This window comes from Polaribacter sp. 2305UL8-11 (assembly GCF_058147165.1).
This window is the reverse complement of the sequence record NZ_JBYVJW010000007.1, coordinates 55,765-81,232: the sequence shown is the minus strand read 5'-3', so window position 1 is coordinate 81,232 and position 25,468 is coordinate 55,765. Positions and strand designations below refer to the sequence as shown.

The window sequence follows — 25,468 nt, the reverse complement described above, 5'->3', positions numbered from 1 at the left end:
TTATTTACTTCAATTAAATTATTCAATTTACAAAGCATCAAAAATTATAAAAATATATAAAATCAGTTACTAATAAAACTTTATTGGTAATTGATAAACTAAAGCTATTTAAATGTCTAATCAATCAATTTTACATGCCACAATAAAAGGTGAAGGGATGCCTTTATTAATTTTACATGGTTATTTTGGCATGTCTGATAATTGGAAATCCTTAGGAAATCAGTTTTCTAAAAATTATCAAGTACATCTTATAGACCAAAGAAATCATGGACGTAGTTTTCATGAAGATGAATTTAATTATGAAGTTTTAGTAGAAGATTTATTTAATTATATTAATTATCATCAATTAGAAAAAATCTATTTAATAGGGCATTCTATGGGTGGAAAAACAGCGATGTTATTCGCAGTTACTTACCCAGATTTTATAGATAAACTCATAATTGTAGATATTTCTCCAAGAAAATATGAACCTCATCATAATGCCATTTTAGCGGGATTAAATTCCATAGATTTTTCTATACAAAACACTAGAAAACTGGTAGATAAAAAACTATCTGAATTGATACCAGAATTTGGAGTTCGTCAGTTTTTATTAAAGAGTATATATTGGAAAGAAAAAGGGCAATTAGCCTATCGTTTTAATTTAGAATCTTTAACTCAAAACAACGTAGAAGTAGGTGAAGCTTTGCCTCCTTTTACAGTTTTTGAGAAACAAACTTTGTTTTTAAAGGGTGACAAGTCAGATTATATCACTCAAGAAGAAGAGCCAATTATAGAAGCACATTTTCCTAATTCAAAAATTGTAGAAATTAAAAATGCAGGGCATTGGTTGCATGCAGAAAACCCAAAAGATTTTTATGAGGTGGTTTCTGAGTTTTTGGGGTAATTTGTTAACGTGTGTATGTTTTGTTGCATGTTTGAGCAACTAATTTAGTAAAATCTTTTTTGTCAAGGAATGCTAAAAAGACAATTACAAATGAAAAAATTGCGGAAATAGGAATTAAAAAATTCTCAAATTCTTTAATGTCACTTTTTAAATAGAATTCAGATTCTTTAGGGTAAATGAATAAAACAATCGATGTATAAATCAATGTAATTCCTATGATAAATATTATTCGATTTCGTTTTTTCATATTGTTGCACAACTCTAATGATAAAGTGAGATTTAATTCACTTTAAGATGAGTTAGCGAAGTTATATTTTTTTAAGACTAGATACAAACCAAATTATTTCATAAAGGTTATCTTTGTTTTTTTAATCTTGAATCTTTTAATAAACGAAATATGAACATAGAAAACGCGCAAAAACAAGTAGATGATTGGATTAAAAATCATGGTGTTCGTTATTTTAACGAGCTTACAAATATGGCACAACTAACAGAAGAAGTTGGTGAGGTTGCTAGGATTATTGCAAGACGTTATGGAGAGCAAAGCGAAAAAGAATCTGACAAAAACAAAGATTTAGGAGAAGAGTTGGCAGATGTACTTTTTGTAGTTTTATGTTTGGCAAATCAAACTGGTGTTAATTTAGAAGAAGCGTTTGAAAAGAAATTAGATATTAAAACCAAGCGCGATCATGATCGCCATCATAACAATAAAAAACTAACATAAAATGTCATTCCTAGAAAAAATAAAACAGCCTGTCTTTTGGACAAATTTTGCCAAAGTTACCATTCCTTTTTTTGTTTTAGTTATTATAATTTCGCTCTTAATTAATAGTGCTTCAGCAATTTTTTCTGGAGATTTTGAAACAGTTTCAAAAAATAATTTTGAAGGTGGTAAATGGAAAACTTTCTTTGGTTATAAATTATTATTTAGTTCCATTTATGGTTTATGGATTACCAATAAAAACATGAAATAGTCTGTAAATTATTTAGCATCTATAACTTTTCCTTTTTTGTAAAGCGGAATAATAATAAACCATAGTACAAGAATTAAAAAAAGTAAAGTTACAATACTATAAAGGGTTAATATTTTTTCAAAACCTCTTAATTTTTGTTCGGAAATGGCTTGGTATTCATTTACCAAATCATCCATTGTTGCAGAAAATTTTGCTTCGTTATTCTTTACTCCTTTTACAAATTGTTCAAACATTTCTTGGTCATCAGGGTAATCTATTGTTTTGTTTGCAGCTTCTATAATTCTTCTAAAATAAATTTGATTTTCTTTAAAAAGAGCAACTGTCTTATCATTTTTATAATTTTTTGAAGTAATGTTTTTTAAATAAAAATTATCTTGAGAAAAATCATCAACAATAGTTGCTAAAGAGTCTAAATCTATATAATACCTATACAAATCTTTTACCTCGTTTGCATACAATGCAATTTTAGTAATTTGCTGGCTATACACTCTTTGTTTACCAGAGATAGCAATAATTTTAGAATCGTAAGATTGCCTATTAATATCTAAATGAAAAATAAACTGACTAGAAGCCGTAATTAAAAGGAAAAGGACGCTTGCGAAGATTATTTTTTTCTTCATCAAAAATAAGTTTATAGGGGTTAAAAGTGTAAATCTATTACTATTTTTTAAAATAGAAAAAGTTTACACAAAAAAAAGAGGCTGTCTGAAAAGTATTAAAATTTGTCATTTCGACTGTAATGGAGAAATCTTATTTATTCAAAATCAATTACATAGATTTTTCTACAAAGCCTGTCTTGAGTGAAGACGAAAGGCTCAAAAGGACAGATAAATTAACTTTTTAGGCAGCCTCTAATTCTTTTGAAAGTAATTAATCTAGTTGAATTAAATCAATATCACTTTCTTTAACTTTTTTATTCAATTCTTTAACTCTTATATTAAAAATTGAATTGAGTTTATTTAGCTCGACATTTATTTCTTTGGTAATTTCATTTTTAAAGTCGATTGCTTGTTGGGTAGGTGCATAATTACCAATTCTTGTTAACGAGTTTAAATGCCCTAATTTATTATTTAAACGAATTGGAAAGTTTAAAGGATCTTGCCCACTTTTAGATTTTGTTTGATATAATGTTTCTTCAATTTTAGTCATATCTTTTACCAAAGTATCTGCATAATCTAACAATTCTTTATATTTCTTTTTATCTTTTATTGATTTTTTTAACAGCCCCACTTGAGAACGAATTTTTTTCACATTTTTTAATGCCTTATGAATTTCTGTCATTTTGGTGTTGATATCATTAATAAAATCAAACTGCGCTTTCATATCTGCTTCTGTTGCTTCAGACATAGGATTTCTTAAAATTGAAAAACGCTGGTTCATTTTTTTATCATTCACAGCCAACTCTACTTTATACGTTCCTGGTAAAGCCATTGGCCCAGATAAAGACGCCCACCATAAAATCATTCCTTTTACAGATTCTGCTCCAGGATACATCATATTCCAGTAAAAAATATTATTTCCATCTTCTACTTTTAATTTTTCTTCTTTCTTTTCTTTGTTAGGTTTTGTACTGTATTTTTTGATAAGATTATCATTTAAATCAAAAATGGATAAAGAAACTACGTCTTTTTCTCCTTTTTCTTTAATATAATAATTAATAGCTACTCCTCCTGGATGATTTGTACCTGCAGTTCTAGAACTTCTTCCACGACCACCACTCATATTATAAGCGTCTTTTGGCTTAAATAAAACTACATTTTCTTTTAAAATTGATCTGTTTAATTGATGAAGTGGAGTTAAATCATCTATAATCCATAGAGAACGACCTTGGGTTGCTGCAATTAAATTATCATCTTTAATCGTTAAATCTGTAATAGGTACAATAGGTAAGTTTTGTTTAAAAGATTGCCAGTTTTTACCATCATCAAAAGAAATATACATACCTCTTTCTGTACCTGCATATAGCAAACCTTTACGTTTTGGATCTGCTCTTAATGCTCTTGTAAAATCTTCATCTGCAATTCCGTTAGTAATTTGTTTCCAAGATTTTCCATAATTTTCTGTTTTATAAATGTATGGTTTATAATCTCCAGTTTTATATTTTGTTCCAACAACGTATGCACTTCCCTTATCAAAAGGGTCTACTTCAATGCAATTAATCATCATCCATTCTGGCATTTTTTTTGGGGTTACATTGTCCCAAGTTTCACCATTATTTTTAGAAACATGCACCAAACCATCATCAGATCCTGTCCAAATTAATCCTGGTTCTAAAGCAAATTCTGTAGCAGCAAATATGGTTCCATAATACTCTACACCAGTATTGTCTTGCGTAATTGGCCCTCCAGAAGATTTTAAGGTTTTTGGGTCGTTTCTAGTTAAATCTGGACTGATTAATTTCCAAGATTGTCCTTCATTTTCGGTAACATGCAAATGGTTAGAAGCTGCATACAATCTCTTTTTATTATTTGGCGAAAAGAAGATTGGAAAATTCCATTGAAAACGATATTTAAAATCTTCTGCTCCATGACCCATAGGATCATCTGGCCATACATTTATGGCACGAGTTTCGTTTGTTGTATGATTTTTTCTAGTTAATAACCCTCCATAACTTCCTCCATAAACGATGTCATTATTTAGTGGATCTACAGCAATGTGCGCACTTTCTCCACCAGCAGTAGAACTCCAATCAGATTCTGTAATAAATCTGCCATTTGTTCTATGGGCAATTCTAATGGTAGAATTGTCTTGTTGTGCAGCTAAAATTCGATAAGGAAAATGATTGTCTGTAGTAACTCTGTAAAATTGTGACGTAGGTTGATTCATGTAAGTACTCCAATTTTCGCCAGCATCAAAAGAAACTTGTGCTCCACCATCATCACCAATAATCATTCTTTGGTTGTCTTCAGGAGCAATCCATAAATCATGATGATCTCCATGAGGTGCATTGTAAGTTTTGTATGTTTTTCCACCATCTGTAGATTTATGATACCTCACATTTAATACGTATAAAATATCTTCATCTTGTGTATCTGCATATAAACGAGTATAATACCAAGCTCTTTGGCGTAATTTTCTTTCAGAATTGATAAGTTTCCAAGTTTTTCCAGCGTCTGTAGATTTATAAACTCCTCCTTTTTTATTTTCGATTAAAGCATACACAATATCAGAATTTACTGGTGAAACTGTAACACCTGCAATACCCCAAATTCCAGTTGGTAAACCTTTGTTGGTAGAGATATTTGTCCAAGTTTCTCCAGAATCTGTACTTTTCCAAAGTGCAGAGCCTTCTCCTCCAGAAGACAAACTATATGGAGTTCTTCTCACATTCCAAGTAGTGGCATATAAAACTCTTAGATTGTTTGGGTCGATGATTAGGTCTACAACTCCAGCATTTTCATTGGCAAATAGAACTTTTTTCCAAGTTTCTCCACCATCTACAGATTTATAAACACCTCTTTCTTGTGTAGGTTTGTACAAATCTCCCATAACTCCTGCAAATACAATGTTAGGATTTTTAGGATGAATACGCATTCTAGGAATATGCCTTGCGTTTTTTAATCCTATATGTCTCCATGTTTTTCCAGCATTTTCAGATTTCCAAATTCCATCTCCAGAAGAAACATTTCCACGTACTGTTTTTTCTCCCATACCAACATAAATTACATTGTTATCAGATTCAGAAACAGCTACAGCACCCACAGAACCACCAAAAAAACCATCAGAAATATTTTGCCAAGTTCCTCCAGCATCAGTAGTTTTCCATACTCCACCACCAGTTGCTCCCATGTAAAAAAGATTTGCTTTATCTGCAACACCAGTAACAGCTGCGCTTCTTCCTCCTCTAAAAGGACCAATATTTCGCCATTTTATTGCACTAAAATATTCCTCAGAAACTTTGGTAGATTTTTTTTGTGCATTAACTTTGGCGTTTGCTGATAATAAGATGCAAAAAGCAAGAAAAATTAATTTTTTCATATTTGGTTAGTTAGAAAGTTTGGCATTAAAAATAAGAATTAAAATCAATTTGTAGAATGGACATATTGTTAAATGTTTTAGAGAATAAAAAAATAAAAGAAGAAATAACAATTTCTGGTTCTAAAAGTGAGTCTAACAGATTATTAATTTTACAAAATTTATTTCCAGAAATTTCTATTAAAAACTTATCAGATTCCGATGATTCTATACACATGCAACACGCACTTTCTACAGATAAAAAAATTGTAGATATTGGTCATGCAGGAACAGCAATGCGTTTTTTAACATCCTATTTTGCAGTACAAGAAGGAAGAGAAACAGTTCTTACAGGTTCTGAAAGAATGCAAAACAGACCTATTGAAATTTTAGTAAACGCACTAAAAGATTTAGGAGCAGCTATTTCTTATGAAGATAAAGTAGGATATCCACCAATTCTAATAAAAGGAAGGAAAATAACTACAGATAAAGTTAAAATTAATGGAAATGTAAGTAGCCAATATATCTCTTCATTATTATTAATTGCTTCAAAACTAGAAAACGGATTAACAATAGAATTAATTGGCGAAATCACCTCAATTCCATATATAAACATGACATTGAGCTTATTACATCAATTAAATATTGATGCCAATTTTGAAGGAAATACCATTAAAGTAATTCCTAAAAAAGAAATTGCTAAACAAACAATTGTAGTAGAAAGCGATTGGTCTTCTGCTAGTTATTTTTATTCGATAGTTGCATCTGCAGAAATTGGTTCAGAAATTAAACTCTCTGCATATAAAAAAGAAAGCTTGCAAGGCGATTCTTGTTTGGCAGAAATCTATCAACACTTTGGCGTTTCTACCTTTTTTGGAGAAAATTTCATCACGCTAAAAAAAGAAAAAGAAACTAACAAAAAAACTTTAGAAATAGATTTAAGAAATGCGCCAGATATTGCCCAAACCATTGCAGTTACTTGTTTTTCTGAAGGAGTTTCTTGCAATTTAACAGGTCTGCACACGCTAAAAATTAAAGAAACAGACAGGTTAGAAGCTTTAAAAGAAGAATTAACCAATTTAGGCGCTTTAATAACAGTAACAAATAAAAGTTTACATTTAGAAAAAGCAACAGAAATAAAAGAAAATATTGCCATAAAAACCTATAATGATCATAGAATGGCTATGGCTTTTGCTCCTTTAGCACTAAAAGTTCCAATTATAATTTTAGATGCAGAAGTAGTTACAAAATCTTATCAAAAATTTTGGGAAGATATGCAACAGATTGGTATTAAAATAAATAAACTGTAAAGATAAATTGGCAAACACTTGACAACGCCTATCTTGATATCGTATATTTGCCGCTTTTAAAAGCCCATATTATTTTATGAAATTATCACACTTTGAGTACGATTTACCAAAAGAATTGTTAGCAATTTATCCTGCAGAACATAGAGATGAATCTCGTTTGATGGTATTAAATAGAGAAAAACAAACCATAGAACACAAATTATTTAAAGATGTTATTAATTACTTTGATGAAGGTGATATAATGATGCTAAATAATACAAAAGTTTTTCCTGCAAGAATGTATGGTAACAAAGAAAAAACTGGTGCAAGAATCGAGGTTTTTTTATTGAGAGAACTAAATGCAGAAAATAGATTGTGGGATGTTTTAGTAGATCCTGCAAGAAAAATAAGAATTGGTAATAAACTGTTTTTTGGTGAAGATGATAGTTTGGTTGCAGAAGTTATAGACAATACAACTTCTAGAGGAAGAACACTACGTTTTTTGTTTGATGGAAGTTACGAAGAATTTAGAGCCAAATTATTAGAGTTAGGAGAAACTCCTTTACCTAAAGCAATTAAAAGAGAAGTAGAAGAATTAGACCAAGAACGCTACCAAACAATTTATGCAAAAAACGAAGGAGCAGTTGCTGCACCATCTGCAGGTTTGCATTTTTCTAAACATCTTTTAAAACGTTTAGAAATTAAAGGTGTAGACTTTGCAGAAATGACTTTACATATTGGTTTAGGTACTTTTAGCCCAGTAGAAGTAGAAGATTTATCGAAACACAAAATGGATTCAGAGCAAATAGAAATCCCTACTAGCTCTGCAGATAAAATTAATGCTGCAAAAAAAGAAAAAAGAAAAATTTGTGCTGTTGGTACAACAGTAATGAGAACTATAGAATCTTCTGTTTCCTCTAATCAACAATTAAACGCTTACCAAGGATGGACCAATAAATTTATTTTTCCTCCCTATGATTTTAGTATTGCAAACGCAATGATAACAAATTTTCATGAGCCAAAATCTACTTTAATGATGATGGCTGCAGCTTTTGCAGGATATGATTTTTTAATGGAAGCCTATAAAGAAGCAATTAAAGAAAAATACAGATTCTCTACTTATGGAGATGCAATGCTAATTATATAAAGAATTCAAAATTTAGAATTTAACGTTCAATATTCAAAAACTGATACTCATTTAAGTATCAGTTTTTTGTTTGGGCGTTACCTAAAAGGTCGTGCTTTCAATTATATCTTTTTTTTCGTACCTCAAAAAAAGGATGCCATTTCAATCACTAACGCAACCTACTTGCTAACAATAGGAGTAACTTCAAATTATATGTGTATTTTTGCAGTTCAATTTTTTAAAAAAATAAAAACTTGAGTAAAAAGAAAGACATCAGAGCTTTATCTAAAGAACAATTAAGGACATTTTTTGTAGAAAATGGCGATAAAGCTTTTCGTGGAAATCAAGTTTACGAATGGCTTTGGGGCAAATCTTTGCATAACTTTAAAGAAATGACCAACATTTCTAAAGAAACTAGAGAAATGTTAGAAAAGAATTTTGTCATCAACCATATTAAGGTAGATTCAATGCAAAAAAGTAATGATGGTACCATAAAAAATGGTATAAAATTACATGATGGTTTGGTGGTAGAATCTGTTTTAATTCCAACAGAAAAAAGAACAACAGCATGTGTTTCTAGCCAAGTTGGTTGTAGTTTAGATTGCAAATTTTGCGCAACAGCTCGTTTAAAAAGAATGCGTAATTTAAATCCTGATGAAATTTACGATCAAGTTGTAGTAATTGACAAGCAAAGTAGGTTATATCACAATCATAAATTAACAAATATTGTTTTTATGGGAATGGGTGAGCCATTAATGAACTACAAAAATGTACTAAAATCTATAGAAATGATTACATCTCCAGAAGGTTTAGGAATGTCATCAAAAAGAATAACACTTTCTACTTCTGGCCTGCCAAAAATGATTAAAAAAATGGCAGATGAAGAAGTAAAATTTAATTTGGCAGTTTCCTTACACTCTGCAATAGATGAAGTAAGGACGTCTATCATGCCATTTAACACCAATTTCCCTTTAAAAGATTTAAGAGCATCTTTAGAATATTGGTACGAAAAAACAAAACGTGCAATTACCTATGAATATGTAGTTTGGAACGGAATTAATGATAGAAAAGAAGACATAAAAGCTTTGGTCGATTTTTGCAAACACGTACCATGTAAAGTCAATTTAATAGAATACAATCCTATAGATGATGGTCAATTTCAACAAGCAAGCAATACAGCCATTAACAACTATATTTCTAATTTAGAAATGCACGACATTACAGTAAATGTAAGAAGAAGTAGAGGAAAAGATATTGATGCTGCTTGTGGGCAGCTGGCAAATAAAGTAAAATAAGTAATGAAAGAATACTATGATGTAATTGTTATAGGTGGTGGACCAGCAGGAGGACAATGTGCAAGAGTGCTCTCTAAAAAAGGACATAAAGTTTTGTTGGTAGAGAGGTTTAATTCTTTTGATGAGAATAATTTTTCTAGTGCAGGAATGACATTAAAACCTTTAGAAGAATTTAATTTGCCAGAAAACATAATTGGCTCCTATTGGAAAAACTTAAGTATTCAATGTACAAAAGAGCTACATCAATGGAAAGCAGAAGAAAACAAAGGAGTTGTTTTAGATTTTGCCAAACTAAGACATTTTTTATCAGATGAGGCTAAAAATTATGGTGCAGAGGTATTAATGAGTCATAAATACACTCATAAAAAATACGAAGCAGATAAAGTTATTGCACATTTTACAAATACAAAAACGAAAGAAAAAATAGCAATTAGTGCTAAAATTTTAGTTGATGCAACTGGTCCTTTAAGAAAAGTAATGTACGATTCTAAATCAGAACAACCAGAAATGGACATTGCAACTGGTATCGAATATTTGATAAAAGTAGATGACACTGTCTATGAAAAATGCAAAGACACATTATTATTCTTTCTAGGACATAAATGGGCAATAAATGGGTATTCTTGGGTTTTTCCAATGGAAAAAAACATTTTAAAAGTTGGTTCTGGTAAAATCTTTCTTAAAGAAGACAGTAAAGTACAAGACAACATGAAATTACTTATAAAAAAAGTAATTTCTGAATTTCTTTCTGCTGATAATTACGAGCTTTTAGATGTACATGGAGGAACTTTACGCTATAGTAGTAGCATTCAAGACACTTTTTACAAAGACCAAGTTATTGCTGTGGGCGATGCAATTTCTGCAGTAAACCCTTTAGGAGGAGAAGGAATTAGGTATGCAATGAAAAGTGCAGATTTAGCTGCAGTTTATGTAGACACCTACTTAAAAACAGGCAAAGCTAATTTTAAAAAATACAGAAGTAATTGGCGCTCTAAACACCTTTTTAGTTGGAGGTTGAGCGAATTTGGAGCAAGAAGATTTTACACCAAGAACACAGATGAAAAAATCGAAAAAAGAGTAGCTCAGTTTAAAAAACTAACAACTATTGATACACTTATTAATACGCTTTTCGAATTTAAATTTGATAAGATATTATCAAGAGTAATCCTTTCTTATGCTGGTAACATAAAAAAGAAATTTAATTTAAAAAGGTAAAATCTATTTTTAACACACAAATTAAAAATAAGTACGTTAAAATTTTTCTACTTTTGATATTGTATGAAACCTGTAGAGCTAATAAAACAACCTATTAAAAATGAAATGGAACTCTTTGAAGAAAAGTTCAAAGATGCTATGCTCTCTAAAGTTCCGCTATTAAACAGAATTACCTATTACATTGTTCGTAGAAAAGGAAAACAAATGCGACCAATGTTTGTTTTTCTAGTCGCTAAAATGGTTTCTAATGGTGGTTTTGATGAGAGAACGTATAGAGGTGCTTCTGTGGTTGAATTGATTCATACAGCAACTTTAGTGCATGATGATGTGGTTGATGACTCTAACAGACGTAGAGGATTTTTCTCTATAAATGCACTTTGGAAAAATAAAATTGCAGTTTTAGTGGGCGATTTTATGCTGTCTAAAGGACTCCTTTTATCTATTGATAATGAGGATTTTGATTTACTAAAACTGATTTCTATTGCAGTTCGTGAAATGAGTGAAGGCGAATTATTACAAATAGAAAAAGCCAGAAAGCTAGATATTACAGAAGCTATTTATTTTGATATTATTCGTAAAAAAACTGCTACTCTCATTGCTGCATGCTGTGGTATTGGAGCAGCTTCTGTAGGTGCAAATAACGATACTGTTCAACAAATGCGAAAGTTTGGAGAGTATATTGGTATTGCATTTCAAATTAAAGACGATTTGTTTGATTATACAGATGATAAAATTGGAAAACCTACAGGAATTGATATCAAAGAACAAAAAATGACATTGCCACTAATTCATACTTTAAATACCTGTTCTAAAAAAGAAAAAGCCTGGATTATCAATTCTATCAAAAAATATAACAAAGACAAGAAAAGAGTAAAAGAAGTGATTGCTTTTGTAAAAGAAAATGGAGGAATAGAATATACTATTTCCAAAATGAACGACTATAAAAATAAAGCGTTAACTATCTTAGAAAACTACCCAAAATCAGAATATAAAGACTCTCTATTAACAATGATAGATTATGTTGTAGAACGTAAAATATAACTTGTAAAAGATTTTTATTTCAATTAAATTTATCAACTAAAAATTTTATTTTATCTACGCTATGAAAAATAAATACTTATTACTTTTCACACTATTTTTATACTGTTTATTACCAACAAATGCACAATTAGTAAATGGAGTATATTTTCCAAAATCTAATGAAGAAAGAGCTACTAAGTGCAACTACTTTACAAATACATTCAAAAACAAACCTAAAGAAGTAAGATTTAGTATTAAAAGAGAAGGAAATAAGCTTTACTTTTCTACAAATGATAAAAAATGGTTTTTAAATATTTTTAAAAAATCTGGAGATGGTTTGGCTATAGATGTCGTTTCTAAAAAAAGATACGAATGCAATACAACTGTTGAAAAAGCTCAAATAAGAGGAACTTTATTAAAACCCGTATTTGCAAAACAACTATTAAGAGGTTTTAAAACTACATCTTCTAAAAATTATAAAACTTTTGTTGGTCTAGTGCCAGAAAATTTAAAAAATGAAGCCTTAGAATTTAATATTTTATTTTTAAATAATAAGAGTTTTTGTATGTATCACAGCACTTATAATTTAGAATCTTATCCATGGGATTTATTAGATATGGGCGTCTATTTAGATTCATTAACTTATAAAGACAAAAAAATATCCTCTAATGATAAATTTGTAACCAAATACAAAACATTAAAGTTTGTAATCCCCTTTAAAAAGAATAAATCTGTATATTCTTCAGAAGATATCAAACCTTTGTATGATAGTCTTAAACTTACCGATTTTAATATCAAAAAAATAAATATAAAAGCTTATTCATCTATAGAGGGTAGTTTAACTAGAAATGTAGAGCTTCAGAAAAAAAGAGCAAATAGCATTGTAAATTCATTACAATCATTCCAAAAACCCAATATTGTAACAGAGATTTCGTCCTCAGAAAATTGGGTAGAATTTTTAAATGATATAAGCAAAACAAAGTATAAAGATTTTAAAAAGCTATCAAAAAAAGAAATAAAATCAAAAGTTGTTGGTACAGTTTCTAAAGAGCTAGAAACCTACCTAAAAAACCATAGAAAAGCAGTAATTATTTTAGATTTAGAAAAGAAAGACAAGTATAAAAACATGTCTAAAACCCAGTTAATAACTACTTTTAAAGATTTAATTTCTAAAGATGATATTAGCGAAGCTTTGGTAGTTCAAAATTCAATTTTTGAGCATATCAAGAAAGAAAATTCTCCAGATTTATTAAAACAATTAAATGTACCTAAACAAGCCAAATACATTTCAATACTAAATAAAAATAGTATTATTAAGTATGATATAGATGTAAAATACGCAAAGATTGCTTTTGATGAATTAAAAATGTTAGAAATTTTAGATCCTAAAAACAAAAAAATAAAGTACAACTTAGTCGTTACAAGATTTATTATTTGGAGATATAACTGGGAAGCAATCAACGAAAATAACTTTAAAAAACAAATTACAGATTTAAAAAAATACGGAATTTCAAAAAATTTAATAGACAGAATGTTGGTAAATTTTCATATTGTAAAAGCCGAAAAAAATATGAGAAGTAGAGAGTATGACAAAAAAGATGACTCTGTAGATTTTATTATTGATACTTATGAAAACTTTAAACTTTCTAATTTTGATTATCTAAGTTTGGCTCAGTTTTTAACCTTTTATGCAAATACAGATGAAGCCATAGAATTGCTAGAGGATAAAGTAAGAACCATTACTGTAGATGAAGATTTATTATTCTATTACCTGAATTTAACTTTAATAGACACCTACTCTATAGCTTCTCAAAATTATAGAACTATAATGTTAAATGCCATAGAAATGAACAAAAAACGATTTTGTAAATTGTTTAATTCTTCCTTAAATGAAGGGGTAACCTTTCAGCTTTTAGAAAACGAATATTTAAGAAAAACGTATTGTGAGAATTGTGAAAAATAATTTTCGCTTTATTTTACGAATACAGTTAATTTTAAAGTTTTAAAAGTTCTTCAACAAAATCTCTTTTATTAGATAATCTTGGTACTTTATGTTGCCCACCTAATTTGCCTTTTTTCTTTAACCAAGAATAAAACAAACCATCTTTGGCCTTATGAATTTTAGGCAAATTCAAAGTCATATTCAAGTATCGTTTTGCTTCATAATCAGAATTAATAGACTTTAAAGCATTGTCTAAAATCTCTGTAAAATAAGGCAAACTTTCTGGTGCTAAACTAAATTCTATAATCCACTCATGCCCTCCTTTTTCTTTCCCTTCCATAAAAATTGGGCATACAGTATATTCTTTTATGATAGCATTGGTTTTCTCACAAGTTAAATTTAAAGCATCTTCAACATTTTCAATATTTAATTCTTCACCAAAAACATTAATATAATGCTTAGTTCTTCCAGTAATCATAATTCGATAAGGTTCTAAAGAAGTAAACCGAATTGTATCGCCAATTAAATAACGCCACAATCCACCATTAGTGGTAATAACCAAAGCATAATCTATTCCTTTTTGCACGTCTGCTATCGAAATTGCATTAGAGTTTTCTCCATGATAATCAGTCATTGGAATAAATTCATAGAAAATCCCATAATCTAACATTAACAACAATTCTTTAGATCCATTTCTATCTTGAATTGCAAAAAAACCTTCTGAAGCATTATAGGTTTCATAATACTGAAAATCTGCTTTCGGAATCAGTTTTTTGTACTGTTCTCTATAAGGATTAAAATTTACGCCTCCATGAAAATAGACTTCTAAATTTGGCCAAACTTCTAAAATATTGTCTTTTCCTGTTTTTTCTAAAACACGATTTAGTAAAACCAACATCCAACTTGGCACACCCACCAAACTCGTAATGTCTTCGTTAATGGTTTCATTAATAATCGCTTCCATTTTGGTTTCCCACTCGCTCATTAAAGCCACTTCTTGGCTTGGAGCAGAACTAAAATCTGCCCAAAAAGGTAAATTTTCTGTAATAATTGCAGATAAATCTCCAAAATAAGATTCGTTATCTTTATAAACTTCAGAGCTACCTCCTAAACGCAAGCCCTTACCTGTAAATAGTTGTGTTTTTGGGTTGTTGTTAATATACAAACACAACATATCTTTACCAGCTTTCATGTGGCAATACTCTAAAGCTTCATCAGAAACAGGAATAAATTTACTTTTTGCATTTGTAGTACCACTACTTTTTGCAAACCATTTTATATGTGTGGGCCAAAAAATATTTTGTTCTCCTTTTCTACAACGTTCTATTAAGGGCTCAAAAGTTTCGTATTTTTGAATAGGAACATTTTTTGAGAAATCTTGATATGTTTTTATAGATGAAAAACCATTTTCTTTACCAAACTCTGTATTTTTAGCGGTACTTAAAAGTTTTAGAAGCAACTCATTCTGTACATCTTCTGGATATTTTAAAAACAATTCCATTTGATGTTTTCGTTTCTTTAAAAACCAAGAAATTATAGAATTGATAATCTGAAACGCCATAGAAAATTCGTAAGTTTGTTAGGTTCGATTTTAGTTCACAAATCGAATTTTAAAAATACTAAAATTTTATATGATTTATCAAGGAGTTTTAAAAAAAATGATGACAGAAAATGGGGATACAATTCAGTATTATTTAGATATGGAAACTGATTTTATCAATATGAATCAGTTACTAAATAAAGAATTTACCATTTCTTTTGTAAAATACGAATGTTTAAATTGTCATTTAAACAAACAAATTTATAGACAAGGATTTTGTAAATCTTGTTTTTTTGATATTCCTCAAGCTGCAGATTGGATTATGCGTCCAGAGTTAAGCAAAGCACATTTAGATGAAGAAGATAGAGATTTAGCTTACGAGAAAAAAGTGCAATTACAGCCACACATTGTCTATTTAGCAAATTCCAGCAATGTAAAAGTGGGTGTTACCAGAAAACAACAAGTGCCAACTCGTTGGATAGATCAAGGAGCGCATGAAGCTATAGAAATTGTGGAAGTTCCAAACCGTTATTTAGCAGGAATTACAGAAGTTGCTTTAAAAGAACATGTTGCAGACAAAACCAATTGGCGTAAAATGCTAAAGAACGATATTGAAGATGAAAATTTAGTTGAGTGGAGAGAAAAATTGAAACAATACATACCTGATGAAGCAAAAGAATACTTTATTGAGAACAATGCTGAAACGAATTTAAGTTTTCCTGTTATCAAATATCCAGCAAAACCAAAGAGTTTAAATTTGATAAAAACACCAAATTACACAGGTAAATTGGTTGGCATAAAAGGACAATATTTAATTTTTGATGATGAGACTGTTTTTAATGTAAGAGCCAATGAAGGTTTGGTGGTCAAGATAAATTTATAAATAAACTAATTATATAATGAAACAATAGCTCAACTTTGAGACTTTGTTACTCTTATAACTTTGCAACTAAATAAAATGAAAAACCTATTAAAAGTAGCACTAGCACAAATTTCTCCAGTTTGGCTAAACAAAGAAAAAACAATTAAAAAGATTGAAAAATCGATTATAGATGCTGCAAAAGAAAACTGTGAATTGATTGTTTTTGGTGAGGCCTTATTACCTGGTTATCCTTTTTGGATTGCCTTAACCAATGGTGCAACATGGAATTCTAAAACTCAAAAAGAAATTCATGCGCATTATGTTAGAAACTCAGTAACAATAGAAAAAGGCGAACTAGATTCCATTTGTAAATTGGCAAAAGAACACAAAATTGCCATTTATTTAGGCATTATGGAACGCGCACAAAATAGAGGTGGACATAGTATTTATGCATCTTTGGTCTATATAAATCAAGAAGGAGAAATCAAATCTGTGCATAGAAAATTACAACCAACGTATGATGAGCGTTTAACTTGGGCTCCTGGAGATGGAAATGGTTTGCAAGTGCATCCTTTAAAAGATTTTACAGTTGGTGGATTAAATTGTTGGGAAAATTGGATGCCTTTACCAAGAACTGCTTTATATGGTTTGGGCGAAAACTTACACATTGCTGTTTGGCCAGGTTCAGATCATAACACCAAAGATATTACACGTTTTATTGCGAGAGAATCTCGTTCTTATGTAATTTCTGTTTCAAGTTTAATGGCAAAATCAGATTTTCCTGAAGAGGTTCCTCATTATGATAAAATTGTAAAAGATGCTCCAGATATTTTGGCAAATGGAGGTTCTTGTATTGCAAGTCCAGATGGAGAATGGTTGGTTGAACCTGTCATCAACAAAGAGGGTTTAATTATTGAAACCTTAGATTTTAACAGCGTTTTAGAAGAAAGACAAAATTTTGATTGTGTTGGTCATTATTCAAGACCAGATGTAACCAAATTACACGTAAATAGAGAAAGACAAAGCACAGTATCTTTTGATGAATAAATACACTTTAACAAGCTCAGAATAACATTTTGATTGATTATTATTTTGTGAAATATTGCTCTTAATTATATCAATTTAATTTAAGAATGTCAGTCTGAGCTTGTCGAAGACTTTTCTCTCTAAAACTATACTAAAACAATTCTTTGTGACTCTGAGGAATCACTACTATTTAGCTTCCACCAACTTTTTTAAAACACGCTCAACACCTAAATTATCATTACTTTCTGTACAGTAATTTGCAATTTCTTTAATATCTGTATGCGCATTTTTCATAGCAAAGCTAAACTCAGCTTCTTGCAGCATTTCTATATCATTATGATAATCGCCAAAAACCATTGTTTCTTCTTTGGTTATATTTAATATTTTCTGAACTTCTCTCAAAGCAGCTCCTTTATTCGCATTTTTATCAGAAATATCCAACCAATTTTCACCAGAAATTTTAATGAGCATTTCATCTTCAAATTCTTTCACTTTTGGGTACAAATAATTTTCTGAAGACGTAAAATGAAAGGTCGCTATTTTTAAAAAATCTTCAGTTTCTGCGATTGCTGTTAAATCATCAACAACTTGATAAGAGTGATAATATTCTTGAAAATAATTGATAAAATCTTGATTTTTAGACTCTATAAAAGCGCCATTTTTACCACATAAAACAATATGAGAATCAGAAATTGTTCTTAAAACAGGAATTACTTTTTTAATTTTTTCGGCAGAAAGCGTATTTAAAGCTAATAAATCGTTCCCTTTTTTTGCAATTCCACCATTTTCTGCAATAATATAAATATCATCTTTTATAGTTGATAACTTATCTACAATACTATTATATTGTCTTCCACTTGCAGCACAAAAATGAATATTTTTTTCTTTTAGTTGATGGAATAACTCAAAAAATAAATCACTAACTTCTCCTTTAGAGTTTAGTAGTGTTCCATCCATATCAGAAACAACTAATTTTACTTTAGATAAATTCATAGCTTTTTTTGTGTTGCATTTTAATAATTATTTAGAAAACTATTTTAGGCAGCAACCAACCCATAATAAATAGCACTTTATTTTAGGCGATGTAAATACATGTTTACCACATTTTCCAAACCTAAGTACAAACTTTCTGCAATTAAAGCATGTCCTATAGAAACTTCTGCTAAATAAGGAATACTCTCTTTAAAAAATTTAATATTATCTAAACTTAAATCGTGTCCAGCATTAATGCCTAAACCTAGCTTATTTGCTAAAATTGCAGCTTCTGTATACGGTTTAACAGCATTTTTATTTCCTAATTCAAACTGGCTTGCAAATGCTTCTGTATATAATTCAATTCTGTCTGTACCTGTTTTTGCAGCAGCTTCTATCAATTTTAAATCTGTATCAATAAAAATAGAAGTTCTAATATTATTTTGTTGAAACTCTTGAATCACTTCTTGTAAAAAAGATTGATGTTTTACAGTATCCCAACCAGCATTAGAGGTAATTGCATCTATTGCATCTGGCACTAATGTAACTTGAGTAGGTTTTACAGTTAATACTAAATCTATAAAAGATGCTATTGGGTTACCCTCTATATTGTACTCTGTAGTTACAATATTTTTTAAATCTCTTGCATCTTGATAGCGAATATGACGTTCATCTGGTCTTGGATGTATAGTAATCCCTTCTGCACCAAATTCTTGAATATCTGTTGCTACTTTTAATAAATCAGGTACATTTCCTCCACGAGAATTTCGTAAAGTCGCTATTTTATTAATATTTACACTTAACTTTGCCATTGTCTAAAATTAGGTTGCAAATATAATTTATTAAATCATTTTATCCTATATTCGTACTGTATGAATATGAACGATTACATATTAGAAGAGATCAAACCACTTCGTTTAAAAGACCCTGTTAAAAAAGCACATAAAGTCTTTAAAAGTTATCCTATTACACATTTTCCTGTTATAGAAAACAATAAGTTATTGGGTAACTTTGCAGAAGAAGACATACAAACTATAGAAAACAAAGAAGTAGATTTGGTAGAATTTGCACATTTGTTAAACTCTTTTTTTGTAGATGAAAAAGCAACTGTCTTAGAATTGTTAAAGATTTTTGCAGATAATGATACAAACATTATTCCTATTCTAAACGCAAATAAAGAGTATATGGGCTATTATGATTTGCGTGATGTTTTAGACGTATTTTCTACAAGTCCTTTTATGATTGAAGAAAGCGAAACCTTAATCGTAGAAAAACTAAGAAACGATTATTCTATGAGCGAAATTGTTCAAATCATAGAATCTAATGGAGATAAATTATTAGGATTATATATTTCTGAAAAAGCAGCTGAATTTGTACAAGTTACTTTAAAAATAGTTTCTAAAGATATGAATGAAATTATGCAAACTTTTAGAAGGTATGACTACAAAATAATTTCTATGCATGAAAATGATATTTATTTAGAGGATTTGAAAAATAGATCAGAATATTTACAGAAATATTTAGAAATGTAATCTTATTAATAGATTTAAAAAAAATAGAGTGAAAAAAGCAGCAATTTACGGTCAGTCTTACGCTATTTCATCAGAAAAGGAAATTCTTACCTTATTAAATGTTTTAGAAAAAAATAATATCGATTTTTGTATAGAACATAAATTTTACGACCTTTTAATTCAAAGTAAAATTTTAAAAGACAATTACAAATGTTTTAGCAATTTTAACGACTTAGATAGTTCTTTTGATATTATGTTTACCATTGGTGGAGATGGAACTTTTTTACGCTCTGTAACACATATTAGAGATTTAGACATTCCTATTTTAGGAATTAATACTGGTAGGTTAGGATTTTTAGCAATTGTACCAAAAGATGTTATAGAAGAAAGTATAGAATTGGTTATTAATGGAGCATATACAATACAAGAAAGATCTTTACTTTCTGTAAGAACATCTCCAAAAACATCTGATTTTTCTGAACTAAATTTTGCTTTGAATGAAGTAACAATTGCTAAAAAAAACACCACTTCTATGATAGGTGTTAAAACGTACTTAAACCAAGAGTATTTAACAAATTATTGGGCAGATGGCTTAATTATAGCTACACCTACAGGTTCTACAGGCTACTCTTTAAGTTGTAATGGACCCGTAATTTTACCAGATTCAAAAAACATTGTAATTACACCAATTGCACCACATAATTTAAACGCAAGACCAATGGTAATTTCTGATGGAACAAAAATTGAATTAGAAGTAGATTCTAGAGAAAAAAACTATTTAATTTCTCTAGACTCTAGGGTTACTAGTGTGCCTAAAAACACAAAAATATTTGTTGAAAAATCTGCATATACCATAAAAAGTATCTTACCTAAAAATCAATCATTTTTAAAAACATTAAGAAGTAAATTGTTATGGGGAGAAGACATCAGAAACAAAACCAATCTTTAACCATTTTCTTACAATAATTTACCAAAATAGTTGTTATTCAAAAAAGACACATTATTAACTTTATAAAGCAAATTGAAATCCTTATATTTGCACGCTATTTTTTTGAATGAAAAATCATATTTTATTTATATTATTTATAAGTTGTTCCTCTATTTTATTAGGGCAAATAAACGAAATAGGCCTCTCTATAGGAGGTTCTAATTATGTTGGAGATGTAGGCAAAAATTATTACATCTACCCAGACAAACCTGCTGGAGCTTTACTATATAAATTTAATTGGAATCCTAGAATTGCTTTAAGAGCTACTTATAGTTTTTTGCCTATTCAAGGAAATGATGCAGATGCAGACACAAAATTTAGAAAAGACAGAGGTATTAGTTTTAACAATACCATACATGAACTAGCTGTTGGTATAGAGTATAATTTTTACGAATTTAATATTGCAGAACCAGGAAAAACCTGGACACCCTATTTATTATTAGAACTTGCTGGTTTTCAATACACAAATGTAGAAGAACATCCAGCTTCAGGAAATGTAGTCTTTGGCAATAAAAATGCAATAGCTATTCCTTTTGGATTTGGTTTTAAATCAAAATTATATAGATCTCTTGCTTTTGCTTTAGAAACAAAAATTAGATATACCTTTGAAGACGATTTAGATTATGTATCTAAAAGAACTCCAAATGTAAATTTAGAAGGCATAGGAAATGATTGGTACATGTATACAGGGTTTTCTCTAATATATACCTTTGGAAGACCACCTTGTTATAAAGACGGATTTTAATTATATGGATAAAAAACTACTCATCGATTTACAAAGAACCCCAAGACATATTGCCATTATTATGGATGGTAATGGACGTTGGGCAAAAGGTAAAGGAATGAACCGTGTTTTTGGCCATAAAAATGCGATGACTGCAATTAGGCAAACTGCAGATGCAGCTTCAGAAATAAATGTAGAAGTAATTACAATGTATGCTTTTTCTACAGAAAACTGGAACAGACCAAAGTTTGAAGTAGATGCATTAATGAATCTTTTAGTATCTACACTAAAAAAAGAATTACCAGAATTTCAAAGAAAGAACATCAAAGTAAATGCTATTGGTAATATTGCTGCATTACCAAATAAAGCACAAAAAATTCTTCAAAAAGTTATTGATGAAACCAAAAACAATACAAAAATCAATTTAGTTTTTGCATTAAGTTATGGTTCTAGAGAAGAAATTGTTAACGCAATTAAAAACATATCTAAAAAAGTTGTTAATAAACAGCTCGATTTAAAAGAAATTGACGAAAACATTATAAATAACCATTTATATACGTTTAATTTGCCCGATGTTGATTTAATGATAAGAACTAGTGGAGAACAACGCATTAGTAATTACTTATTATGGCAAATGGCATACGCCGAATTATATTTTACAGATATACTTTGGCCAGATTTTAGAGAAGAGCATTTTTATGATGCTATCATAGATTACCAGAATAGAGAACGAAGATTTGGAAAAACAAGCGAACAAATTACAGAATAAATTTTTTATGAAATTACTTTCTGCAAGTATAGTGTTCATTGCACTATTTTTTACTTTTAGTGCAAACGCACAAACAAAAAAAGACACAATATCTAACAATATTTCTTTTGAAAAAGGAAAAGAATATATACTAGCTGGGATATCTGTAACTGGTTTAAAAAAGTTTAGCGAAGAAACTGTAAGAGTTTTTACAGGTTTAAGAAATGGACAAACCATTAAACTTCCTGGAGACAAACTTACTAGTGCTATAAAAAAATTATACGAGAGCAAGCAATTTAGTGATGTAGATGTTTATTTAGCTAAAATAGATGGCAACTCTGTATACCTACAGTTTGATGTTAAAGAGCTACCACAATTAAAAACGGTAAATATAAAAGGTTTAAAAAAAGGTCAAGTAAAAGAAATCATTAAAGAAACCGAACTAAAAACAGGTGTAATGGTTACAGACAACTTAATTGTAACTACAAAAAACTACATCAAAAAAAAATATACAGACAAAGGTTTTCTAAAAGCTAAAGCAAGTATAGATATTAAAAAAGACACTTCAGATTTGAATGCTGTAGATATGTCTATATATGTAGACAAAGGAAAAAGAATTAAAATTAAGGATATTAATTTTACAGGAAACAAGGCACTTTCTGACAGAAAATTAAGAAAAACAATGAGCAATACCAAAGAGAAATTTTTGGGTCGCTTTTGGAAATCTTCTAAATATATAGAAGAAGAATATCAAGAAGATTTAGAAAACATCTTAAAAACCTACAGCAGATTAGGTTATAGAGATGCTCGTATTTTAAGTGAAGGTATTACTTGGAATGATGACAATACTATAAATATAAACATCGATTTAGAAGAAGGTAGACAATATCGTTTTGCAGAAATCCTGTTTGTAGGAAACAAAGAATACACAGATGAACAGTTAAGAACCATCTTAAAAATTGATAAAGGAGATGTTTATAATGGAGAGGTTTTAAAAGAACGTGTAAAAGGTGATGGTACTCCAACATCTGAAGACATTTCTACATTATACCAAGACAATGGGTTTTTATTTTCTCAAGTAAATGCTGTAGAAACCAAAGTTAAGAACGATTCTATAACTGTAGAAGTTAGAATTAGAGAAGATGAAAAAGCTAGAATTAAAAAAGTTACAGTAAGTGGTAATGACAAAACTAACGACCACGTAATTTTTAGAGAATTAAGAGTAAAACCAGGAGATTTATTTAGTAGAAGTGCCATTATTAGATCTATTCGTGAAATAGGTCAATTAGGTTTCTTTGATCAAAATGTAACTCCAGATGTAGTTCCTGATTACCAAAATAAAACTGCAGATATAGACTTTACTGTAGTAGAAAAAGGAGGAAGCCAAATAGAATTACAAGGTGGTTATGGTGGTGGTTCTTTTATTGGTACTTTAGGGTTATCTTTTAACAACTTTTCTATTAGAAATATTTTTAATAAAGATGCTTACAAGCCTTTACCTATGGGAGATGGTCAAGCCTTATCTTTAAGATTACAAACTAGTAGAACATTTAACACCTATAGTTTTTCTTTTACAGAGCCATGGTTAGGAGGAAGAAAACCAAAATCTTTATCATTTTCTGTCTATTCATCAAATCAATATCAATTTAATTTTCAAACAGGAGAAGTAGATAAAAACCAAAGTTTAGGTATTATTGGTGCTTCTTTAGGTTTAGGACAACGTTTAAAATGGCCAGATGATTATTTTCAACTTTCTCAAACAATAGCCTACCAAAGTTTTAGACTTAAAAACTATGGTTTTAGAGTGGGTAGAGATGTTTTAAATCAAGGTACATTAAATAACTTATCATATAGTGCTAATCTTGTTAGAAATTCTTCAGGACCAAGTTTAATATTCCCTACTTATGGGTCAGAATTTGCAATAGGCGTAAAAGCAACCATACCTTACTCTTTATTTAGTGATAAAGATTATGAAAATTTAGATACTGAAGAAAAATACAAATGGCTAGAGTATTATAAATTTAACGTTAAAGGAAAATGGTATACAGAGTTAGCTAAAAAATTAGTTTTAATGTCTAATGCAGAAATGGGTTATTTAGGTTTTTACAATTCAAAGCTTGGTCAAAATCCATTTGAACGTTACTTTGTTGGTGGAGATGGTATTGCTCAATTTCAATTAGATGGTAGAGAAACTGTGGGTTTAAGAGGTTATGAAAACAATAGACTATCTTCTGCAGAAGGAGGTACAATTTATAATAAATTTCAGTTAGAACTTAGATATTCTATTACAGATTCTCCATCTGCATCTATCTACACATTAGGATTTTTAGAAGCAGGAAACTCTTATGACAATTTTAACACTTATAATCCGTTTGAATTAAAACGTTCTGCTGGATTGGGTGTAAGAATCTTTATGCCTGCCTTTGGTTTATTAGGTATAGACTTTGCACACGGTTTTGATCCTTTACCTGGACAAACTGTTAAATCTGGTTGGCAAACACATTTTATTATTGGAAGACAATTCTAAGAAAACTGTACATTTGTAATGCTAAAGTTTTTTTGGCACGGTTTTTTCTAAACACATATTATACAAATGAAAAAAATATTTTTAACGCTCGTTCTTTTATTTACGGTAACAACCTTTTGGTCGCAAAGAAATCAAATTATAGCTTATATAGATATGGATTATATTCTAGAAAATGTTCCAGAATATCTAGAAGCCCAAAATACTTTAGATGCTAAAGTAGCTAAATGGAGAAAAAAATTAGATGACCAAGCAAGACATATAGAAGTTTTAAAAACAGATTTGGCAAATGAAAAAGCAATTCTTACAAAAGATTTAATCGAAGAAAAAGAAGAAGAAATTGCTTTAAAACAAGTAGAATTAAGAAGATTAGAATCTTTATATTTTGGCCCAAAAGGAGATTTGTTTCAAGTTAGAAAACAATTAGTAAAACCAATTCAAGACCAAGTGTATAATGCAATACAAGGCATTGCAAAGCGAAAAAAATATGATTTTGTATTTGATAAAACAAGTGATTTAGTTATGCTATTTTCCAATAAAAAATACGATATTAGCGACCTCGTTTTATCTACCATAGACAGAACAAGATTAATTGATACTAAAAAGGCTAAAAAGAAAGAAAAAAAAGCAGCTCCTAAAAAAGAATTAACAAGCAATCAAAAAGCTGCTATTAAAAAAATTGAAGACGCTAAAGCCAAAAAATTATCAGAAAAAGAAGCTAAGAAAAAACAAATTGCAGATAGAAGAAAAAAACTTTTAGAACAAAGAGAAGCAAAAAGAAAATTATTAAGAGAGAAAAAAGCTGCTGCAAGAAAGAAAAAAGAAGATAATAAAAAGAAAGAAGACAAGAATAATAATTAAATTAAAACAAA

At 29.5% G+C, this 25,468-nt stretch carries 22 protein-coding genes; 17 read left to right on the top strand and 5 right to left on the bottom strand.

From position 1 onward, the window contains the following. The first annotated feature begins 112 nt into the window (after window positions 1–112). From ACY2RW_RS08130 to ACY2RW_RS08120, 3 genes are all read left to right on the top strand, one after another. Window positions 113–886 carry an alpha/beta fold hydrolase gene (locus tag ACY2RW_RS08130; RefSeq protein ID WP_490122218.1) on the top strand — a complete coding sequence of 258 codons (774 nt, stop codon included), beginning with the start codon at window positions 113–115 and terminating at the stop codon, window positions 884–886. A gap of 397 nt (window positions 887–1,283) precedes the next feature. Next, entirely contained in the window at window positions 1,284–1,610 is a 327-nt protein-coding gene (locus ACY2RW_RS08125) for a nucleotide pyrophosphohydrolase (RefSeq protein ID WP_490122217.1), read from the top strand. Window position 1,611: 1 nt separating this feature from the next. Continuing rightward, the gene (locus ACY2RW_RS08120; protein WP_490122216.1) at window positions 1,612–1,860 is read left to right on the top strand and encodes a hypothetical protein; all 249 of its coding nucleotides are present in this window, start codon (window positions 1,612–1,614) and stop codon (window positions 1,858–1,860) included. Window positions 1,861–1,868: 8 nt separating this feature from the next. On the opposite strand, the gene ACY2RW_RS08115 is transcribed toward ACY2RW_RS08120, so the two are convergent. Together ACY2RW_RS08115 and ACY2RW_RS08110 are read right to left on the bottom strand one after the other, a co-directional pair. Further along, on the bottom strand, window positions 1,869–2,480 hold the full coding sequence (locus ACY2RW_RS08115) for a hypothetical protein (RefSeq protein WP_490122215.1): 612 nt from the start codon (window positions 2,478–2,480) through the stop codon (window positions 1,869–1,871). Between the two features lie 250 nt (window positions 2,481–2,730). Continuing rightward, window positions 2,731–5,838: a VPS10 domain-containing protein gene (locus tag ACY2RW_RS08110; RefSeq protein WP_490122214.1), complete on the bottom strand. Its 3,108-nt coding sequence runs from the start codon at window positions 5,836–5,838 to the stop codon at window positions 2,731–2,733. Window positions 5,839–5,894: 56 nt separating this feature from the next. Between ACY2RW_RS08110 and ACY2RW_RS08105 the strand changes: the two genes are divergently transcribed. The 6 genes from ACY2RW_RS08105 to ACY2RW_RS08080 all read left to right on the top strand — a co-directional run bounded on the left by ACY2RW_RS08105 (window position 5,895) and on the right by ACY2RW_RS08080 (window position 13,722). After that, the gene (locus tag ACY2RW_RS08105; protein ID WP_490122213.1) at window positions 5,895–7,124 is read left to right on the top strand and encodes a 3-phosphoshikimate 1-carboxyvinyltransferase; all 1,230 of its coding nucleotides are present in this window, start codon (window positions 5,895–5,897) and stop codon (window positions 7,122–7,124) included. A 76-nt stretch (window positions 7,125–7,200) separates the two neighbouring features. Beyond that, window positions 7,201–8,250 (top strand): tRNA preQ1(34) S-adenosylmethionine ribosyltransferase-isomerase QueA, encoded by a 1,050-nt coding sequence (gene queA, locus ACY2RW_RS08100; RefSeq protein ID WP_490122212.1) that lies wholly within the window; start codon window positions 7,201–7,203, stop codon window positions 8,248–8,250. 233 nt (window positions 8,251–8,483) lie between these two features. Continuing rightward, window positions 8,484–9,524 (top strand): dual-specificity RNA methyltransferase RlmN, encoded by a 1,041-nt coding sequence (rlmN, locus tag ACY2RW_RS08095; RefSeq protein ID WP_490122211.1) that lies wholly within the window; start codon window positions 8,484–8,486, stop codon window positions 9,522–9,524. 3 nt (window positions 9,525–9,527) lie between these two features. Further along, a complete protein-coding gene (locus ACY2RW_RS08090) occupies window positions 9,528–10,739 on the top strand; it encodes an NAD(P)/FAD-dependent oxidoreductase (RefSeq protein WP_490122210.1) in 1,212 nt (403 codons plus the stop codon). Between the two features lie 63 nt (window positions 10,740–10,802). Beyond that, window positions 10,803–11,780, top strand: a complete 978-nt coding sequence (locus ACY2RW_RS08085) for a polyprenyl synthetase family protein (RefSeq protein ID WP_490122209.1) — start codon at window positions 10,803–10,805, stop codon at window positions 11,778–11,780. A gap of 61 nt (window positions 11,781–11,841) precedes the next feature. Beyond that, on the top strand, window positions 11,842–13,722 hold the full coding sequence (locus ACY2RW_RS08080) for a hypothetical protein (RefSeq protein ID WP_490122208.1): 1,881 nt from the start codon (window positions 11,842–11,844) through the stop codon (window positions 13,720–13,722). Between the two features lie 31 nt (window positions 13,723–13,753). Here ACY2RW_RS08080 and ACY2RW_RS08075 read toward each other — a convergent pair whose 3' ends face one another. Beyond that, window positions 13,754–15,262 (bottom strand): GH3 auxin-responsive promoter family protein, encoded by a 1,509-nt coding sequence (locus tag ACY2RW_RS08075; RefSeq protein ID WP_490122207.1) that lies wholly within the window; start codon window positions 15,260–15,262, stop codon window positions 13,754–13,756. Between the two features lie 70 nt (window positions 15,263–15,332). Here ACY2RW_RS08075 and ACY2RW_RS08070 point away from each other — a divergent pair, with 70 nt between their 5' ends. Both ACY2RW_RS08070 and ACY2RW_RS08065 read left to right on the top strand, forming a co-directional pair. Beyond that, window positions 15,333–16,124: a DUF2797 domain-containing protein gene (locus tag ACY2RW_RS08070; RefSeq protein ID WP_490122206.1), complete on the top strand. Its 792-nt coding sequence runs from the start codon at window positions 15,333–15,335 to the stop codon at window positions 16,122–16,124. A gap of 75 nt (window positions 16,125–16,199) precedes the next feature. Next, on the top strand, window positions 16,200–17,150 hold the full coding sequence (locus ACY2RW_RS08065; RefSeq protein ID WP_490122205.1) for a carbon-nitrogen hydrolase family protein: 951 nt from the start codon (window positions 16,200–16,202) through the stop codon (window positions 17,148–17,150). A gap of 165 nt (window positions 17,151–17,315) precedes the next feature. Here the strand turns inward: ACY2RW_RS08065 and ACY2RW_RS08060 are convergent, their stop codons facing one another. Together ACY2RW_RS08060 and ACY2RW_RS08055 are read right to left on the bottom strand one after the other, a co-directional pair. Next, the gene (locus ACY2RW_RS08060) at window positions 17,316–18,122 is read right to left on the bottom strand and encodes an HAD family hydrolase (RefSeq protein WP_490122204.1); all 807 of its coding nucleotides are present in this window, start codon (window positions 18,120–18,122) and stop codon (window positions 17,316–17,318) included. Window positions 18,123–18,199: 77 nt separating this feature from the next. After that, window positions 18,200–18,913 (bottom strand): pyridoxine 5'-phosphate synthase, encoded by a 714-nt coding sequence (locus ACY2RW_RS08055; RefSeq protein WP_490122203.1) that lies wholly within the window; start codon window positions 18,911–18,913, stop codon window positions 18,200–18,202. A 66-nt stretch (window positions 18,914–18,979) separates the two neighbouring features. Here ACY2RW_RS08055 and ACY2RW_RS08050 point away from each other — a divergent pair, with 66 nt between their 5' ends. The 6 genes from ACY2RW_RS08050 to ACY2RW_RS08025 all read left to right on the top strand — a co-directional run bounded on the left by ACY2RW_RS08050 (window position 18,980) and on the right by ACY2RW_RS08025 (window position 25,457). Further along, window positions 18,980–19,633: a CBS domain-containing protein gene (locus ACY2RW_RS08050; protein ID WP_490122202.1), complete on the top strand. Its 654-nt coding sequence runs from the start codon at window positions 18,980–18,982 to the stop codon at window positions 19,631–19,633. A 28-nt stretch (window positions 19,634–19,661) separates the two neighbouring features. Continuing rightward, entirely contained in the window at window positions 19,662–20,561 is a 900-nt protein-coding gene (locus ACY2RW_RS08045) for an NAD kinase (RefSeq protein WP_490122201.1), read from the top strand. 106 nt (window positions 20,562–20,667) lie between these two features. Further along, a complete protein-coding gene (gene porG, locus ACY2RW_RS08040) occupies window positions 20,668–21,345 on the top strand; it encodes a type IX secretion system protein PorG (protein WP_490122200.1) in 678 nt (225 codons plus the stop codon). A 4-nt stretch (window positions 21,346–21,349) separates the two neighbouring features. Further along, entirely contained in the window at window positions 21,350–22,093 is a 744-nt protein-coding gene (uppS, locus tag ACY2RW_RS08035) for an undecaprenyl pyrophosphate synthase (protein WP_490122199.1), read from the top strand. A gap of 7 nt (window positions 22,094–22,100) precedes the next feature. Beyond that, window positions 22,101–24,599 carry an outer membrane protein assembly factor BamA gene (gene bamA, locus ACY2RW_RS08030; RefSeq protein ID WP_490122198.1) on the top strand — a complete coding sequence of 833 codons (2,499 nt, stop codon included), beginning with the start codon at window positions 22,101–22,103 and terminating at the stop codon, window positions 24,597–24,599. A gap of 66 nt (window positions 24,600–24,665) precedes the next feature. Continuing rightward, window positions 24,666–25,457, top strand: a complete 792-nt coding sequence (locus tag ACY2RW_RS08025) for an OmpH/Skp family outer membrane protein (protein ID WP_490122197.1) — start codon at window positions 24,666–24,668, stop codon at window positions 25,455–25,457. The last annotated feature ends 11 nt before the right edge of the window (window positions 25,458–25,468 follow it).